The sequence below is a fragment of the Paenibacillus sp. 01L418 genome, from assembly GCF_056400045.1.
The window spans coordinates 1-19,264 of sequence record NZ_JBFTSN010000090.1; the positions used below are offsets into that span (position 1 = coordinate 1).

13 protein-coding genes are annotated in these 19,264 nt (G+C 43.3%); 3 read left to right on the forward strand and 10 right to left on the reverse strand.

Annotated elements, in window-relative coordinates; genetic code table 11:
- The coding region (locus AC1DSE_RS13750) for a glycoside hydrolase family 53 protein (protein ID WP_477527788.1) at positions 1–944 on the reverse strand (944 nt) is incomplete at its 3' end.
- A 234-nt stretch (positions 945–1,178) separates the two neighbouring features.
- On the opposite strand from AC1DSE_RS13750, the gene AC1DSE_RS13755 reads away from it, so the two are divergent.
- Entirely contained in the window at positions 1,179–1,697 is a 519-nt protein-coding gene (locus AC1DSE_RS13755) for a hypothetical protein (RefSeq protein ID WP_477510277.1), read from the forward strand.
- Between the two features lie 477 nt (positions 1,698–2,174).
- On the opposite strand, the gene AC1DSE_RS13760 is transcribed toward AC1DSE_RS13755, so the two are convergent.
- The 6 genes from AC1DSE_RS13760 to AC1DSE_RS13785 all read right to left on the reverse strand — a co-directional run bounded on the left by AC1DSE_RS13760 (position 2,175) and on the right by AC1DSE_RS13785 (position 13,115).
- Positions 2,175–8,696: an endo-1,4-beta-xylanase gene (locus tag AC1DSE_RS13760; protein ID WP_477527785.1), complete on the reverse strand. Its 6,522-nt coding sequence runs from the start codon at positions 8,694–8,696 to the stop codon at positions 2,175–2,177.
- Positions 8,697–9,984: 1,288 nt separating this feature from the next.
- The gene (locus tag AC1DSE_RS13765) at positions 9,985–11,178 is read right to left on the reverse strand and encodes a winged helix-turn-helix domain-containing protein (RefSeq protein ID WP_477527786.1); all 1,194 of its coding nucleotides are present in this window, start codon (positions 11,176–11,178) and stop codon (positions 9,985–9,987) included.
- Complete coding sequence (locus AC1DSE_RS13770; protein ID WP_076269681.1) at positions 11,175–11,372, reverse strand: hypothetical protein; 198 nt, start codon at positions 11,370–11,372, stop codon at positions 11,175–11,177. The genes AC1DSE_RS13765 and AC1DSE_RS13770 overlap by 4 nt, the downstream gene beginning before the upstream one ends.
- Before the next feature lie 490 nt (positions 11,373–11,862).
- Complete coding sequence (locus tag AC1DSE_RS13775) at positions 11,863–12,309, reverse strand: cupin domain-containing protein (protein ID WP_477510280.1); 447 nt, start codon at positions 12,307–12,309, stop codon at positions 11,863–11,865.
- A gap of 49 nt (positions 12,310–12,358) precedes the next feature.
- Positions 12,359–12,802: an SRPBCC family protein gene (locus AC1DSE_RS13780; RefSeq protein WP_076269679.1), complete on the reverse strand. Its 444-nt coding sequence runs from the start codon at positions 12,800–12,802 to the stop codon at positions 12,359–12,361.
- Positions 12,795–13,115: an ArsR/SmtB family transcription factor gene (locus AC1DSE_RS13785; RefSeq protein WP_076269793.1), complete on the reverse strand. Its 321-nt coding sequence runs from the start codon at positions 13,113–13,115 to the stop codon at positions 12,795–12,797. The genes AC1DSE_RS13780 and AC1DSE_RS13785 overlap by 8 nt, the downstream gene beginning before the upstream one ends.
- Positions 13,116–13,647: 532 nt before the next feature.
- On the opposite strand from AC1DSE_RS13785, the gene AC1DSE_RS13790 reads away from it, so the two are divergent.
- Positions 13,648–14,625, forward strand: a complete 978-nt coding sequence (locus AC1DSE_RS13790) for a tRNA dihydrouridine synthase (protein ID WP_477510281.1) — start codon at positions 13,648–13,650, stop codon at positions 14,623–14,625.
- Between the two features lie 262 nt (positions 14,626–14,887).
- Entirely contained in the window at positions 14,888–16,096 is a 1,209-nt protein-coding gene (locus tag AC1DSE_RS13795; protein ID WP_441877282.1) for a GNAT family N-acetyltransferase, read from the forward strand.
- Between the two features lie 109 nt (positions 16,097–16,205).
- On the opposite strand, the gene AC1DSE_RS13800 is transcribed toward AC1DSE_RS13795, so the two are convergent.
- The 3 genes from AC1DSE_RS13800 to AC1DSE_RS13810 all read right to left on the reverse strand — a co-directional run.
- A complete protein-coding gene (locus AC1DSE_RS13800) occupies positions 16,206–17,123 on the reverse strand; it encodes an N-acetylglucosamine kinase (protein ID WP_477510283.1) in 918 nt (305 codons plus the stop codon).
- Between the two features lie 12 nt (positions 17,124–17,135).
- Positions 17,136–18,698, reverse strand: coding sequence for a glycoside hydrolase family 3 protein (locus AC1DSE_RS13805; protein ID WP_477510284.1), 1,563 nt, complete (start codon positions 18,696–18,698; stop codon positions 17,136–17,138).
- Between the two features lie 17 nt (positions 18,699–18,715).
- Positions 18,716–19,264, reverse strand: a 549-nt coding sequence (locus AC1DSE_RS13810) for a DUF1343 domain-containing protein (RefSeq protein ID WP_477527787.1), incomplete at its 5' end; no start/stop codon positions are given.

Below are 19,264 nucleotides of genomic sequence, written 5' to 3' on the forward strand. Positions count from 1 at the left end.
CCCTTATTATAACCTCCGTTATAACCAGGGGTCGCTTCCGGTTCCCAATAAAACACGCCAAGCCCTTTTCCACCTCCAATATTGCGTATTTTTGTCTTTATATCAGCGACAAAGCTTTTGGCAGCGGCAGGCTGGTTATAATCCATACCAATTTCGGTAATCATAACCGGCTTGCCATAGCGCGAAATCATATTGTTGGAGTTGCTGACCGTTTGCGTAACCTTAGTCGACCAATCTGCACTGGTAGGATAAAGAGACATCCCGATAATATCGAAGGTCGCTCCGTTAGCGATCAATCCGCCGATGTTCCAAACAAATAAACTGTTGTCATAGCCGTTGGATAAATGGACAATCGTTTTTGTAGCTGTACTAATAGATTTGACCGCATTGTTGCCTGTATTAATAAGCCAAGCGTAGTTTTGCATGTTTAAGGATGCTTTACCGTCATTCCAGAGCATGCCATCGTTCGTTTCGTTGCCGATTTGCACCCAATCGGGCGTGACACCTTTGCTTTGCATAGCTGTCATTACCTCGCGCGTATGATTCCAAACAGCATCCATCAGCTGCTGGAACGAATAGCTTGCCCAAGCAGCGGGCTTAGTCTGTTTTCCGGGGTCCGCCCACGAATCGCTGTAGTGCAATGTAAGCATGACGCTCATCCCAGCATCCTTCGCCCGCTTCGCCAAGGTTGCAGCGCGATCTTTATTCATATAGCCGTTGCCATAGTTCGAAGAAGGATTGACGAATACTCGAATACGTACGGAGTTGATTTGGTAATCCTGCTTCAAAATTTGAATAATGTCCCTAGTTACGCCGTTTTTGTCCTTCCACGCATACCCTTGCGCCTCCATGCCGGCTACCCAGCTAATGTCCGCACCTTTCGCAAATGCAGGTGCTGCGCTGACCTGCGGCACAGATCCCCCATTCACTCCAAAAATAGTCATTAACAATGCCGCAACAAGCGTCAAACTGTAAAACCTTCGTTTCATACATTCTCCTCCTTCACCTGAATGTTGAAGCATAGAAATTTAATGTATGCGCTTTCAATGTTGTGTTCTTATTATAGAGGCTGCCAAGCTTTGGCAAACAGGATACAATTGCAACATTCATTATGTTATTGAAGTCAATCACAAAAATGATTAGACTAATCTTAATAACGGAAGCGGGAGGAAAGTAATGTGGAGGGTTCATTATTGAAGAAAAACGGCCTATATTCCTTACCTCTGCACCAAGAGTCTAAACTGAAGTGGTCGCTCCACATTCTATATAGCTTTATACTAGTCGTGTTTATTAGCTTCATCATGATACCAGGAGATAGTAAAGAAAAAACCATAGTAAACATTTTGTTTCTAGCGTTCGCCATTTTTTTCGGATACATATGGCTTGCTATGGCTTTATTTAAAAAACCTTATTTAAAAATCACCAATGAATCTCTCGAATACAAATGGTTATTTGGACACAAAGTTATCCTAATGAACGATATATACAGAGTAGAGTGCTTTTCCGAAAGTGGAGTCAATAAACTTGGAATCTGGGCTAGCGAGCGAGGAAGCCGTTCATTTTGGGAAATTACAAACCGAATTTTGGGCAGGGACTATTCAGTAAGTATCGTAATGTCCAATTTTCAAAATATTGATTTTGAAAAATTACGTTTAACTATACTTTCAAAAATCAATAGTGCGCATAACCTTCCATGATCATTTCTCCAACGAACTGTATAATGCTTATTATGTTGAAAACTGATTTATTTTTAATTTAACGAATCTAATTAACGTTATATCACGAGTTACAGGGTTTCATGAGCTACTTTGCTCGAAATAACGATTCTGGGGTTCGTTACAATTGTAATTCATTATAAATGGTACAAATAAGATCTGCTGGGTTCGTAAGCTATAGGTTTGATAAGGGGAGGATATCTTTCTGCCTAAGCAACATCAAAAAAATAGGAGCTGCTCCAATCGTAGATAGATCTACTTTAGGAACAGCTCCTATTTTCACTTTATTTGAGACAGTCAATTCGTCACAAACTGAGTTCATCCTCAACCTTTTTAAGCACCCTATGATGTCCTAAAAGCGATTCAACTCTTAAGATATTTACTTTTCAATTCAAGTAATGCGCCCTGCAGACCATATATTCTACAGGGCGCTCTACTTGTTTCATTACTAATTAGATATTACAGAGACTTTATTAACAATTGATACAGGATGACTACCGCTTGGGCGCGAGTAGCCGTTCCTTTTGGATCGAACTTGTCATTGCCGACACCATTGATGATGCCAGCTTTATGCATAGCTTCCACCGCTTCTTTAGCGTAGCTTGCAATAGCTAGTTCGTCATTGAAGGCTGCTGCCGCTTTCTCATCATTCATCGTGATTCCYGCTTTCTGAATCGCTCGATATGCCATTGCAGCCATCTCTTGACGAGTAATCTTGTTGTTAATACCGAAAGAACCATCAGTCAGACCGGACACGATACCAAGCTGCTGAGCCGTAGCAACCGAGTCGTAATACCACGCACCTTGCTTAACATCTGAGAATGTACTTGTTGCGTTCGGTTGTTTCAGGTCAAGCGTTAGCATTAACATTTGGATGAATTCAGCTCGTGTAACTGAATGGCCTGGTGCGAACGAATCCTTTGTCACACCGTTTACGATTCCGCGTGCAGCCAATCCATCAATACTGTCACTCGCCCATGCGATTGCTTTAGAATCGCTGAATTTAACTGGACTAGCGATGGCAGCATATTTGCTAAAATGCTTCGCATTAAATTCCACCGTGCCAGTATCCTTGTTATAACGGCCATTCTTGATGATTTCAAGTTTGCCATCATCCGACAAGTAATAGATCACGATTTGATCCGTGCTCTCTCCAGGCTTCAGCGTGTAAGGTATTTCAACCTTCACCTGCTTGCCTTGACCGAAATCAGCAATCTTCTGACCGTCAACACTTAAGTTGAAGTCATAGACCGTATTCGAACCTACTAAAGTGCGTGCTGCTTCTGGCAGCGTGCTGTTATCCACCTTGGCAACACTCAATTCAATACTGATTTTGCCGGCGGCACCTTCGAATAACGATACAGGCAACTGTACAGATACGAGCCCGAAAGAAATCTCAATACGTTTAATGCCTGCTTCTTTGGCTGCATTCACTTGATCAACTGGTATGGATACTGTAATCAGTTTGGCATTCTCGGTACCAAGAACGAATAGCTTCATCGTTCCAGCCTTCGCTTCAGGCAACGCCTTCTTCACATCATCGGCTTTGACTAGAGCTTTAGCGTTACCGCTCGAATCCACTTCTGCCATCACTTCACCAGGTTTAACAGGAGTTTGATCCGTCGGTGATGTTGGCGTGGTATTCGGGTTAGTGCTATTGCTATTAGTCGTTGCTTGCGTTACTTCGGATAGTACGGATTCTCCAGCATCATTGACAGCTGCAACCTTGTAGTAATAAGTAGTTGATGCCGACAAGCCACTATTTTGGAACTTGCTTTCAGTAATCAGCTGCATGTTGACTTTGCTGTAACTGCCATCAACAGAAGCGGAACGATAAACGTTGTATCCCGTTGCGTTCTCCGAAGCTGTCCAGCTGACCTCAATCTCGCTGCTGCTCTTCGCTTTCGCAGAGACACCAGTCGGTGCAGCAGGGCTTGGATCAAGGTTCAGATAACCTTCTGGATTGATAACCGCATAGTATGCCGGCTTGGCTACCAACGCCTTATCAAAGAGCAGAGGGCTTCCCGAAGCACGCCAGCTCTGGGAATCCGCCTTGCCCCAGAAGGTAACGCGTTCGATGCTGCTCGCATACTTCTTGAAAATAACGAATAGCTTCGCATATAGCTCAGCCTGTAAAGTCTCCTCTTCCTTCGTGAGCGTGCCAGTTGACGGGATATCCAGCTCGGTGATGCTAACCTTCACGCCTGCTTGAACAAAACGAGCAATACTTGCTTCCACGGTCTCTGTATTCAAGCTCTGGATCCAGTAATGCGCCTGCATGCCGATGCCTTCCACTAGCAAACGTCCAGGCTCTTTATTGCGATCGTCCGTTTTCCACTTCTCGTTAAGGTCTTCGGCCATCAGCGCCATACCTTCCCGTTTCCAAGGCTCATTCTCGTTATAGTCGTTGTAATACAAAGTAGCACCCGGATCAGCCAAACGCGCGAACACAAACGCATCGTAGATATAGTCTGCGCCGCTTTCTCCCTTGCTTTTATCAGCGCCGTTCTCATAAGCCATGTACCAAGGGGAATCCTTACGCAGAACCGTTTTCCAGTCCGTAGGAATGCCCGATCCGCCGTTAAAAGCCTCGTTTACGACATCCCAAGATACAACTTTGTCCTTGTAGTGTCCAGCAACATTGCTGATATACTGTTCCATGTTCGCCTTGGCTTCTGCACGAGCAAGTGGTTTGTTTCCTTCGCCCGTAGTCAGCCAAAGAGCCGACTGGGAATGCCAGACGAGCGTATGACCATGAACCTTGATATTGTTCGCCTGAGCCCAGTTCACTAGAATGTCGGCATTACCGTAGTTGTACACGCCATTAGCAGAGCTTAAATACTGCGGCTTCATATCATTCTCAGGCGTCATGACGTTGTAATGATGCTTATACATGGCCGTATTCTCGGCATCAGTCGTCTGACTAGGACTCATGACGTTACCGATTAGGAAATAATCCTTATAGGTATCTGCGATTGAAGATAATGTCAGATCCCACTTAGGAATCTCCTTCAGATCGCCAACTTGGCTGATCACAATCTGGTCAATGTACCACACATCAGCATGAGCAGCTGCATCGTTAGTAACTAAACGGAAATCGATTGATTCCAACGGTCTCTCCATTAACAGCGTTAGAACGTTTACCTCTTTCCATTGACCGATCGRCAGATTGCCTGGATTACTTGGAAGTTTGTTTGCGCTATTGGCGTAATCCTGATTAAGTACCAGTCCAGGGCCAGTAAGCATACCTTTGCCTTCGTTACCGACAGCTGGGGCATAGAACCATGCCGAGATATTATAAACTCCTCCGGCAGGAAGCGGCTCAGCAAGAGTCAGCCGAACAGCGTTGTCTGCGCTGGTATAGCTTGTATCAGGTACATGTGTAACCTTAAAAGCGCTATCGTCGCTCTTCCCAGCACCAGTTTCATTGATCCACTCAATCTTTGAGGATGCAGCTGACGTTAAGAGGCTTCCTTGCTCCGCTTTATTGTCGAAGTCGAAACGCAACAACTCCTTGGTCTCTGGCTCCTCCACTGGCGCAGGCGGGCTTATGAGTTGCAGCTTTACCTCATCTAAATAGAAGGTGAAATCTGTCATTTGTGCGTCGTTGTGAAATACAATAGCGCTAACAGACTTATGGTCTGCGGGTACAGTGAATTCCAATGCTACATCCGCCCACTGGCCAGCTGCCAGATTTACCTTGGTTTTCCCAACGGTGCCGTAAGTATCGTTGTTTCCGCTATCTTTGGTTTCTACGCGTATGCCCAATGTGGCGTCTTTCGCACTAAGTGCCTTAGCTGTCAGCTTATACTTGCCGCCTGGCAACATCGGCATCGTAGGCAAGGTATTGCGAAGGGCAACCCCGCTGTAGTTGTTCGCAACAGTCGGAGCGACGCTCAGACTGCTAGTACCTGCGGCAGCGTATTCCTGCGTCCGACTAACTGTCGCATCACCGTTTAGTTGAAGCGTGTTGCCGCTTTCAAAACCCTCATAGTAAATGACATCCGAATTTGGCATGAGGGTGAATGAATGGTGTATAGGAGCCGCAATCATATTGCCAGCGGCATCTCTCAGACGCATGATGTATATGTTGCATACTTCGCCTTTATTTTTTGTGACACTGTTAAATGTCACTTCAACTGATTTGTTATCCTCAGCCCACTTAAGCGTAAAGTCGTCTGAGAAATCAAAGCCGATGCCAAAATCGCCTTTGTTCATAGGCTCATCAAATGTAATCTCGAGCGTATCGCTGGCAGTCAGATCCACCATGTTATTCAAACTGAAAGCAATTTCAGCATTAAATTCAGTCGTCGTCGCCGTGAGTAAAGGACGGTTTCCATCGTCCTTCAGGCTGTTCGGATACGGCGGCCAGTTCGGCTGAGGACCTGTCTTCTGAACGGCTGCTGATGCGTTCCAGCTGACCGTTTCCTGATTGTTCGCCAGCTTAGATTTGTCGATCGAGATCTCAAACGTGCTGCCTGGCATAGCCTCCATCTGCAACTTTTTCAGTGTGATGACATTAAAAGCATTATTCAGTATGCGGTTATTCTCATTAGGGTTCGTCGTTACGCCGTAATTGATAATCCAAGCCTGTTCAGTATCCTCCTGCAAAGATTGTGTCAGCTTGGTGCCATCGGCGTAGACTTCTACCAGATCCTTATTGATTTTGCTGGTAAAGCCATACATTACAGCCGCACCATTATCATTTCTAGCGGTGCCGTGGCGCAGTCCTGTTGCTAAGTCGATGCCTTGGAAGTATACAGTCTTGCTGTCCTTAGCAGTACCAACGGTCGTAATTTCGTAACGCCCGATCTTAACTTGCTCATCCGTTAAATTAAACACAGCTGTTCCGTTGACAACATCGGCTGTCCACGTGTCCTTCGTCGGCTTGTTATTTCCGTCAAGTATCGTTAGTTTAACCTTCGCATCGTCAGAGTGAACCTTGATTGTCGCAGGAATGCCTTCGGTGACAATCTCATTTTCGGTCCACAGCGTGTACTTGCCTGGGCGGGACCAACGGATGTAGGAGCTGTCGACATCGTAAGGAGAAATCGTCATATCAGAGATTTTGTCGTAAGTCCCTATTCCATAGCTTGGCGGGTCGCTTTTTGGGTAGAGATCCTTAACTTCCAGCGGCTTATTACTGAATGCCTTGTCCATAATAGCAATCATAAACGGCACGTCTCTGTCCTGGATGGCGTGAGCGCCGTCGCGCACACGTACAGCAATATTGTCACTATCTAGAAACTCATAGACTTCTTTAGCTGCACTCATCGCCATAACAGAGGAAGGTGGAGTCGTCCAATCAAAGTTATTATCTGCGACAAATGCGATAAGCGGTCTCGGTGCCATCAGTGCCTCAACGGCATGTGAATCGAACGGCATATAATCCATGTCCGTCTGTTGGTGGAATCCAGCCGCTGTTCCAAGACCCATCCAGAATGATTCGCCAGAGTACTGGATGCTATTGAGTCCTTTCTGGTTCCTGCGATAAATCCGGTCGAACGGTACGTTGTAGTTAAATAATTTGCCTTCAGCGGTGTAACGGAAGCTGGATACACCAGACTGTCCGCTATCTACAGGCGCTGCCGCACCGACACGTTCGTCCATGGCTGCCGACATCAGAGCATATTTACCGTTTATAGAAACGCCTGTTGTAATCGACTTATATGGGTTGATATTCCATTGATTTATACCTTCATGAGCTTCGGCGCTAATCTCCATTGCGTCAATGATTCGGGAGACAGTCCATGCCGCCGTCATTATGGAACCCGTATTGAAATCATACTCGTAGGGGTTAAATGGGTACAGCTTATAGTAGTCTCCGTTTCTGCTAGCTCCCCAGTTGGAGACACTGATTACAGCGTAGCCGTTTTGGATCGCCATGGCTGACTGGCCGAAACCAAAGGCGATGATAACTGGCCAGCCTCCCTCAGGCGCTGTGCCCGTAGGTACGGTGACATTGCCAAGACTCGCAGTCACGGTTCTTTCGTTGTCTTTTATAGTGACATTGACTTGGTTAGTCTGGGCATTCACTGTGATGGCGCTCTTAGTCGTCGGGTACTTTCTGCCATAATAGTAGTACTGAATCAGGTCTTTGAGTTCTTGCCTGCGTTCGAACCAATCTTCGTCGGTTTCTACTCGGCCCGTTGTGCCGCTAGTGGGGTCTAGAAACTTAAATAGATCGTTAAGTCCCGGTGACTTGGGCAAAGAGGTAATATCCTGTGGGAAAATATCGCGGGGCGGTGTAGGTTGTAAAGCCGTCTTATCGACCTTTGCGTTAATAATCACATTCTTCTGATTGGCTTCTATTCCAATTTTATCGATCTGGACACCGAGCGTACCCGTTCTTGTAATGCTGCTGAGTGCAAGTTCGTATACATTCTCGCTTACTTTCGTCAAAGATCCCTTCTCCGCTAAAGAGGAAGCGTAGTTAGATACTGCGGCGGGGGTGCCAGCGCTGAGAATGATATCATCTGCCGAAAGGTCTGATACAGCTGCATTGAAGGTCAGTCTTATGGCAGCGCTGTTCCTCACAAACGCTGTACCGCCAACATTTGCCACGTTAAAGATGATCGGGTTTCTATGGATTTCAACGATCTTTTCCACGTCGTCCACACCGTCCTTGGTAATCTTAAGATTGACGGTGCCTTCAATAGTAACCCCGCTAATTCCGAGATTATATTGAGTGCCTTTCGACTCGTCCACCACAGTCAACGTTCCTTTGGTTACACTAGCGGTACCAGCTGAGATGGTAATGTCGCTCTCCGCTAATCCCAGTACCGGTTCTTCAAAGACCAGTGTAATTACATTTGATGTCGTACGATTCGCCTCGCCATTCGCCGCTGTGGTGTAGTTAGTTTTTATGATTTCATTATTATTAGGCATATTCTCATCAGCAAACACTAAATTCATATCAACTAAGGTAAGTGACATAATTACAACTAGAAACAATGAAATAAAGCGCTTACAAGATTTCATGCTTTAGTCTCCTTCAATTTTAACTTTTTTTCCGCAATAAATCTTACCTCCATTTGCGATAGACCTACTCAGCCGTATATTGTAGTGGTGGTAACGAGACCCGTTACTTTTCTGGTCGGCTTTGTTCGGTTTCCTTGGTTACAATCACCTCYTTCATATCCTTTCACTTCAAGCGATTGGATACTGGTACATGACCTTCATTTGGTAAAAGTGACAGCCTCGCAGACAAAACGATAATATTACGTAAAAAAGCGAAAATGATATGACTAGTATGACTAGTATGTTTTAATACTATCTCACAACATTTAGCAGCGTCAAGAAATTTGTAAACATGAAGCTCAGATTCAGAATATCTTACAATGATGATCTCCATATAACGCAGGACAGAAAAAACGCTCAAGCTGTTTCTTCATTTTGCTCTAGGACATGTAATCCTCCTATGTTCTATATCAAAAAGTCATCTCTAACATTTTTGGGGGATAGGGCACATTTTCTAAAGGGTCCACGACTTCGAACGATTAAGACAGTAGCTCCACATGTTATGATTTCAACAGTTCTTTATTTTGGGTAATCTGTTAAAAACAGATATATCTATATGAGTCTTGAATGGACGGCTCCCGCTCTTAAATGTATTTCTCAAATAATGAGCAAGTCCTTTTCTAATTAGCGAATGGTTGAATATCGGAGAATGTTAGTGGAATGGATTGAAGAATGATTTTTTCGGGAATGTTATTCGAGTCACTTAACTTTAAAAACACTTATATTGAATATACATTTCAATTCATTAAATCCTATAAGCTATAAGCTAGCAAAGAACGGTACTACTTTTTCAATCACAGCACTAAAGCATGTAAAACAAAAAAGATTAACGACGAGATTACCAATTCTACGAGAAGCTCCAATCAATTGGATAACAAAATAAGGACGTAAAAATATATTTACGTCCCCAACTACCCTATTCACTGACTCGAAATTCCTATAAATTAAGGAACAAACAACTTCTACATGCCCGCATGCGGGAACATATAGATCTACATTTCCAGTTCCAACCAAGCCACATACTCAACATGTAAGGACTGCTGAGCGTTGCACAATTTCCCAGATATAAAACCGCCAAACGGTCGGCATAACTTTACATGAATGACCATCAAGCGAGCCGTTCGAGAATTTCTGACGTACCTGCAAAACGATAATATAACTTAATTGTGCTATCCTTTGACACCACAATCTTCTCAACTTCGTATTACGCGGAAACTCGTCGGCAAATGGTACCAGAGAACTGAAAATATCAGTTCAAAGACTCCGTCGAAATCGTCTTGCATCCGTTGAATAATGCAAAATTTTGGAAACAATTATTTAAGGCTGTTCGCAATTGCTTTGTTGGCTTTATGCCGTTCTCGTACCATATATTTTTAACAACAAGCGTCCCGGCTTTTCGCTCCGCGATTACCTCGGCTCGTCCGATGAGGCTTTCTCCGTATAATAGAGGCAGCACATAATAGCCGAATTCCCGTTTGATTGCAGGCGTATAAATCTCCCAAGTGTAATCGAACCCAAATAATTCTTTGATCAGTTTTCTGTCCCATATGAAATTATCTAGTGGGGCAATCAGCTCGCAGCGCAATTTCGGCGTCGGATTTTGCAGGACGGCTGCAATAAGCGGTAAATCCTCCGCACAGCAGTACAGTGTATCCTTCATTTGTTCCACGGCAACCGCAACAATGCGAGCTTCGTGCAACAGCTGGCGGAAAACCTCGTTGCGCTGCTCCGCTTTCAATCCCCATATGTTCAGCCAGGCATCGGATGCGCGATTCCATAAAAGGCCAACAGCTCCGATTCGACGCAGTACCCGCCACTTATAATGCTCAAGCTCGCCCTTCAACGGCTCCGGCGCATTCAGCAGATTTGGCTGTATGTACTTACCGGCGATATCGTAATATTTACGCGTTCCTTTTTTGTGATGGATAATCAAATCGCCTGTCGAGTACATCTGCTCTAGAACCGACCGGGATGAATTGTTTCCGCTGCTCCAGTGGATGACCGATTGCCAAGTGAAATTTCCTTCCAATTTTAGATCATTCGAACTTAGCACACCGTGATTTTGGATGTGAGCCAGAACTTGTTCTACCAACGCTTCCATTTCGGGATAGAGCTTAGCATGTTGCCTTGCAGCCTGCCTGTACCRCTCAAAGTAGGGCCAGTTCTCGACAGGGATAATAGCCAAATTTTTGTCGGGATAATCTACCAAGAATCTATCTTTATACAGTAACTCGTCGAGCATGTTCTTGGTAAATCCTCTGATACGCGACTGCAACACCAGTTCGGCGTTTTTTCCGCAAACATCGATGGGATCGTATTGAATACAACCGACCTGCCGCACAAAATCCAATACTCCCTGCTTTCCAGCAAATTGATATTCGCCCAACAGCCCGTGCTTCAATAACAGAAACTGCCGTGCCTGGCGGTTCGTCATTTGAATCATGTACGCATCAGCTCCTTATCGAAACAAACGGAAGCTGCTTGCACCTGATGATGGATGGCGAGGTTGCTTATCTCAATAAAGTTACTATTTGCTTGTTGCCATAATGCTGGTATCCATTGGGGAGCTTCATCAGCAATCCCCTTTCCTAATTTTCCAATCACCGAAAATTGCTCTTTTTCAACAATTTCAACCACGTCTGTTCCCCCGATCTGTTAGAACACTAACAAAAACAAACATACGTTCCCGTAATATCTTATCATTGTCTTGAGCATAAAAACAAGAGATAATGAACTGCTGCCCGTGTCCTACGTGTAAGCAATCATTAAAGCAATGTAATTGAGCGAATCTGTTACATCTCATTTATTATTTCAGAATTATCAATATTAGACACTCCACATGTGTGGAGTCAGTGGCTCACTTCTCAACTGTCTTTTGATTATTATATTTCTGAATCTACCATATGTATTTACCTCTTTACGTGTATGCGATACACAACCACAAATATGTAGTTTATATAATTCTATTGAATTCTTGTAGACAACTCGTCTACGACATTTCAGGATATTCAGCTTGTAAAATTCTTTCGTCTACAATCCGTCTACAATATTAGGGTATAACAAAGCCCCGTCCTAGTGCGGGCGGGGCTTTCATGGTGAAGATCCACAATTCGCTGGAGTGTGATGCTTAGGTTGTTTTGAGAGATTGCATGATCCATTCGACAGGTTGTTCCAGGATTACTCCGTCTGTCTCCACCCATTGGGTAAGGCTATTCTCTTTGGCTTGAATAACGATAAAATACATATCTTCCGAAGCGGATGTATTCTGCAACGCCCTCACTCCGTCAGGAGCAATTCGAACGGAGGTTCCTTCGAACACATCAAATTCGTTTCCGTCCACTTGAAATTGACCTTGTCCTTTAAGAAAGATGTAGAGTTCCTCATTTTCTTTGTGTTTGTGATAGAAAGGGACTTCCGCCTTTGGGGGCAGATTATTGAGTGAAACTTCCATGCTCGTAAGTTGTAAGGATTCTTTTAGAAAGACTTTCCCTTTTAGCATTCCTTCCGTGACGTTTCCAAAATTCGAAAATGTACCTGCATGGTTAACCGAGTAATTCGCTTGATTCGGCTCCAACTTGCTCACCTCACTTTAGATCTAATTGTTTCAGTAACAGAATGATAAACTAAAAGGCTGGCAGGATGTTGCCTGTTTCGAGCAAGCTCTTTAAGTTGTTGAGAATGACAGGCCAGCCATTATTAAATCCTTCCATCTTGCCTTCATCTTTGCGAATATCCTTCTCTAATAAATCCTCGTGGCGTAGCGTCAGTTTTACAGTAGAGTTCAAGGGTGATAATTCATAACTAACCTTAGAGAATCGCTCTCCTTCAACGTCTCTGATGCTCCAGGTAACTGTGAGTAGACGATACGGCTCACATACAAGAACTTCACCATGATGATCAACCTTATCTTTATCCATCAATTTAAAGCTGGAGCCAACTTGCCAATCTGAAAAGATTTCACGACCGAAAAAATACTGCTTGGTGAATTCACTGTTAGTTAGGGCTTGCCAAAGCTTCTCGGGCGTAGTTGCGATGTAAGTCGTATAAACGAATGAAGTCTTATTCATGGTTAGAATCCTCCTCTAAGGCTTGCTTTAGTGTGTTTAATGCCTCAATTCGGTGACTCTCAAACTTGCCGATCCAGCGTTGATAAATTTCCCCGATAGGTATCGGATTAAGATAATGCAGCTTTTCACGGCCTTGCCAAACGACAGTAACAAGGTTTGCTTCTTCCAGCAGCTGAAGGTGCTTCGTAACAGCTTGACGAGTCATAGTCATTTGTTTACAAAGTTCTCCTAAGGATTGTCCGTTATTAGCGAACAAGAAGTCGAGTAACTCTCTGCGAGTTCCATCGGCAAGTGCTTTAAATACTTTGTCCATGCCCTTATTATATGCAACCATTTAATTGCATGTCAAGCTTCACAGTAAAATTGCTCAGCTCCCTTTTTTGCATGTCCAGTCAAATACTTAATCACTACCGACACACAGCACTCAACGTACATGGTATGCGGGAACAGGTCGACAGGTTGCACGGTTTGAAGCGTATAGCCGAATACGAATGGCAGCAAGTAGCTTCAACTTTCTGGGATAGAAACCTATATCACTCTCACGCCAACTTACAACTATTCCAATGCCTTATTCATCTATATGGTCAATTTCCGGGACTAGCGTTTGTTCTCTTATATTAGTCAAATCATTATAGCGAGAATGGTGCAGATCGAAGATGTACTTCATACAAATTCAACAACATCAATTTTGATGTGTGATAGGTGACCGTTACMAAATATATGTCTGTCACTCATACAATCGATTCTGTGCATCAAACRAAAAAAAATGATATTATGTAGGTTGGGTAAAAGAGTTTAACTACGGCTTTTATCGATTTTTATATATTGCAACAAGAGGAGATATTATGAGTAACGAACACAACTTTTGGCTTGATTTACCAAAGCCGTTTTTTATATTAGCTCCAATGGAAGATGTCACAGATGTTGTATTTCGTCACGTCGTTAGTACAGCTGCGAAACCCGACGTATTTTTTACAGAATTCACAAGTACAGATAGTTATTGCAGCCCTGCAGGTAGAGCCAGTACTCGTGGCCGGTTAACATTCACTGAAGATGAGCAACCGATCGTCGCTCATATTTGGGGCAATAAACCTGCATTTTTTGAACAGATGAGTATTGATATGAAAAAACTAGGCTTTCGTGGTATCGATTTAAACATGGGATGCCCCGTCCAAAACGTCGCATCCAATGGAAAGGGTTCTGGACTAATCCAGCATCCTGAACTTGCAGCCGAAATTATTCAAGCAGCAAAAGCAGGTGGATTGCCGGTTAGTGTTAAAACAAGATTAGGGTACTTTGAAATTGACGAGTGGCGCGATTGGTTAGGGCATATATTGAAACAAAATATTGCGAATCTTTCCATTCACCTTCGTACAAAAAAAGAGATGAGTAAAGTAGAGGCGCACTGGGAGCTCATTCCTGAAATAAAAAAATTACGCGATGAAATTGCACCAAATACGTTGTTAACCATTAATGGAGATATTCCTGACCGCGCAACGGGACTCAAATTAGTGGAACAATACGGCGTTGATGGTGTCATGATTGGCCGCGGCATTTTCACCAATCCGTTTGCTTTTGAAAAAGAACCTAAAGAACATAGCGCGAAGGATTTTCTCAACTTACTGCTTTTACAGCTAGATCTTCACGATAAATATTCAAAAGAAAACGAACCACGTCCATTTAAACCACTTCTTCGCTTTTTCAAAATCTATGTTCGTGGATTTAGAGGCGCAAGCGAACTAAGAACTCAATTAATGGATACGACGTCAACAGATGAAGTACGTCGTTTAGTAATACCTTTTTTAGACCAAGAATTAGAATAAGGTATTTATCAAAAAAATGAGAGACCTCCCAAAAGTTCAATGAACTCTTGAAGGGTCTCTCATTTTTATACGATGTGGCCACAGAGACTTCTCAGCCAGATTACCGCATGGAGCGTTGTCATATGATGTTCACGCTCTTTTATTGACGAAAATTATTTTCAATATTAATATTTTTATTAAGATAATAATTTCTAATATAATTAGCCCCTTTTTTCAATCTATTTAATTTAACCTAACATTGCGAAGCAGGAGGAAATAAAAGATGACGACGGCACCTGACAAAAACATCATCGTAACGAACCAGCCAACGAGAGAGCAGCTTGAAAAGATTTACGATATTTTAGATGAATGCTTTTCAGTAGGCCGAGTTTTTTTCCAAGAAAGATTAGACCTCGATAGCACATATGATCCAGAGACAACATGGTTCGCAATGGTCGACGGTGAGATTGCTGCTAATGTGCAAATTTTCCCTCTTTCTATTAGAGTCGGTCAAGCGATCTTGAAAACTGGTGCAATGGGCAGCGTCGGTACAGCTCCAAATTATCGTGGAATGGGCCTTACGCACAAAATTCTTCATGCACAAACAGACTACATGAAAGAAACCAATTATGATATAAGTTTACTTCTGGCTAGTAAGCATGCATTTTATGAAAAGGTTGGCTGGGAACTTATTCCCGAGACTGCTTACGCTATTGAAAAGCAAGCAAGCTTTGAGCAGCAAAGCAGCTATGACATCGTTCCTTTTGAGCCTCGTTATCTTGATGATATCCGTTTCATATACGAACAGTTCAATCAGAATCGCACCTATACTGTAGTCCGTAATGAATCATACTGGAATGATCTAATAAACTGGCCGGAATGGAAAAAAGCAGACTGTCTGCTGCTCCGCAGAAATAAAAAAATTGTAGCTTATGGCATGATTGAAAAGAAGGATACTGAACAAGTATTTATTAATGAATTCATGTATTTGAACGAGGCAGTGGACGGTGTTGAACATTTATTTCATGCCTTATGTCAGCTGCGCCCAAGTGCAAAGCAAATATTAGCGATGCTGCCAGAGGATCATAAGCTATATTCCTTTTATCAACAACATCAAGCGCAATCCATTCCAATTAATCAGGCGATGTGGAAAATGATCAATCTACATTCTACATTCCAAAAGCTTCGGCCTGAATTGGAACATCGACTTAACACTAATAACTTGATGGCAGATCAAGAACTGTACATAGCGCTTCAATGCGGAGAGGATCATATATATCTTGATTACAAGCAGAAGCTGCTTTCCGTTTCCGATGTTAGTCATGCTGAGTCCTATGTCGAGGTAGAAGTGGATGAACGTAATCTCATAACTTATTTGATGTTCGGCTATAATGCGGCAGGCAGAGCAAAGGATAGTGCTGAACAGGCAAACATTTTGCAAGCTCTATTCCCGAAACAGCAGGCCGTGTTTTATTTGACCGACAAATTTTAAGTCATTTTCCTTCAACTGATGTTGCTTAATAGCTTATAAAAAGGGGTGTGTCGCAAGTCCAGAACTGCTCGGACTTATGACACACCCTAATTTCGCATAACGCTAACTACTAATCGTTTTTCATTTTTGATCTTCCTAACAAAACAGCACCATAGGCAGCATCCCTAATCGGCAAGATCAGCTTTGTTTGCGGGTAGGTTCGTGCAAGCTTTCGTTCCAATGCATCTTTTACAAAACGAGATTTTTGCAGCACACTTCCTGCAACGGCAATCGGACTTTCATATAACTCTAGTCGCTCAATAACAGGCACCACAAGTTCAAATAGACTGGCTGCACATTGCTCCGCTAGCTCAAGCGCTTGCGCATCCCCTTTCTCGCATGCTGTCGTCATGATCGGTGCGAGCTTCGCAATATCTTTTTTTGTTGTATTTTTATGATAAACAAAGCCAATAATTTCTTTCACAGTGCTTAGCCCAAGCTGCTCGTATACTAGCGCTGGAATGATTGTATCCGTCATTCTTCCGTCCTCTGCTTGAACTAAAATGGACAAGAGATTGCGCCCAATGCAATAGCCACTTCCCTTGTCATCAATGAGATGGCCAAAGCCTCCTGTGCGATGCTGCTCTCCCTTTTCATTCACCCCGAAGCAAATCGACCCTGTACCGGCAATGAGAATAATGCCTTGCATCGCATTTTGTGCTCCGTATAATGCGGTTTCTTGATCACCTGTAATCGTTAACGGTCCTATGTAACCATTATCTCTCACATGCTTCTCCAAAAAATGAACGACTGTCGGATTGCTTACGCCTGCTGCTCCTATACAGATATGAGTAACTTCCTCTAAATTGCTGCAGTAGAGCTTCGTTCGATTAAAAATTTCCTCAAAGGAGACAGCAATCGCATCAGCATCCCCGCCGTTATAATTAATTGGTCCTACAGTAAAGGTTAATAAAGCATCTTCCTGGTCATGGATAATTGTGACAGCTGTCTTGGTGCCGCCTCCATCAACTCCAACGATATATGCCATACTCATATCCCCCTAAAGCTGAATCGTAATGTTGGCAGTTGGTGTAAGCTCACCATTTAAGATTGGAATAAGTGATTTGAATGCATCTAATGAATACTCAAATGCTGCAATTCCGCAGAACTCACCATCGATTAATGTTAAATCATATGGTCGGCCTAATGTAATGGCCGTTACTTTACAGTCTGCTGCCAACAGCTTCTGTACAAGTGCAAGTTGACCTCTGTTTTCACGCGCATTGAACAAGCCGATTACAACATGCTTGCAGCCTTCAGCCTTTTGCAGCGCAGCTTTGATCTGCTCCTCGCTCGGATCAATGCTGATAATCTCATACGCTGCATGAAAATGCTCACCCATATATTGCGGGAAGCTAAGATCTTGATTGACACTGCTGGATGCAAGATCGGTGCGATAGGAGTAGGAGCCCATAAATAATACTTGCTCATCACCTGTTTGAATAGGATCAATCTCACCGTTAATGCGGCAGATCGTTTCCGTTCGCATCAGATCATTCGCACGGCGATGTACATCGCAGCCAACTATTTCGTAATCTAGCTCCTCAATAACTGCATATTGGGCTTTATAAGCTAAAATTTTTGTAACAGCTGCATCAATAACCGCTTCATCCAAATCACCGTTTGCAACAGCTTCTTCTATTAAATGAATCGCTTCTTTAACCGTTTTAGGCGTATGACTAATAAATATCAAATCAATACCTGCTTTAACGGCCCCTAACGCTCCTTTTGCAGTACCATAATAGCGTTTAATCGCATCCATTTCCAAACAATCCGATACAACTAAACCTTTAAATCCTAATTTTTCTTTTAATAGCTCTGTAATAATCGTATAAGACATCGTTCCCGGCAGCCCGGACTTATCGATTTGCGGAAATAAAATATGTGCGCTCATAATAGCTTGAGCACCTTGCTCAATTGCAGCCTTAAACGGCAGCAGTTCAAGATGCTCTAATTCCTCTACCGTTTTTTCAATCGTAGGCAAGCCAATATGCGAATCGACATTTGTATCACCATGACCTGGAAAATGCTTAAGCGAGGACATTACGCCTCCACCCTGTAATCCCTTCATCATTTCAATCCCATATTGTGATACCTTCTGGGCAGAATCCCCATAAGAACGAACGTTGATAACGGGGTTCAAGGCATTATTGTTAATGTCCATCACTGGCGCAAGATTGAAATTAATACCTAATGCTTTTAATTCTCTGGCAGTCATTCTACCTGCTGCATACGCATTTTCAGGTCGGCCTGATGAAGCAATTGCCATTGCCCCAGCAACATTTGTCGCGTCCTTGGGCATTCGAGTAACACGACCGCCTTCTTGGTCAATCGTAATAAAGCCTGGGAAGCCTGTATGTGTCGTGAACCATTGCTGCAACTCAGCTACAAGCCCGCCTAATTGATATTTATCTTCGATATTATGTGAAAATAATATAATATTGCCGACTTTATACTGCTCGATTACTTCCTTCAGCTCAGGAGATATCTCAGTTGACGGGAAGCCTGTGACGAACATTTGCCCGATCTTTTCACGCAAGCTCATTTGTTTTATTGTTTTCATCAATTGCTCACCATCCACTAACGATATAAATGATATTGCTGCTTCATTTCTGCAAATTGCTTGCTTTCCTCTGCGAACTGTTCAAGCAGCTGCTTTGCTCTAATATTTTCCGTACGATACATGCTGTCCCCGCCCAGCAAATCGATAAATGGGCGTGAGCCCTCCTTCACAGGAGGCAGGAATGAAAATTGCTCATACAAATCTCTTATCGCAAATAATAAGGTTACGCCAACATCTAACGGCTTCATCACTTGGATATCTGTAATATATATTTGTACTCCGCCACATCGTTCGCCAACATGCTTAGATGAGGCCGGCTTGAAATGAACAGGACGGAAATGTACACCTGGCATTCGTTTGGCGTTCATCTCATCTGCCAATTGCTTCGCTTGAATGAAGGGAGCGCCAATCATTTCAAATGGGAACGTTGTACCGCGTCCTTCGGAGCAGTTTGTACCTTCAAATAAGCATGTACCTGTATATAATAACRCTGTTTCATATCGAGGTATCCCAAGTGAAGGATGAACCCAAGTTAATTTTGTATCCGGGAAGGACATGCTCCGTTC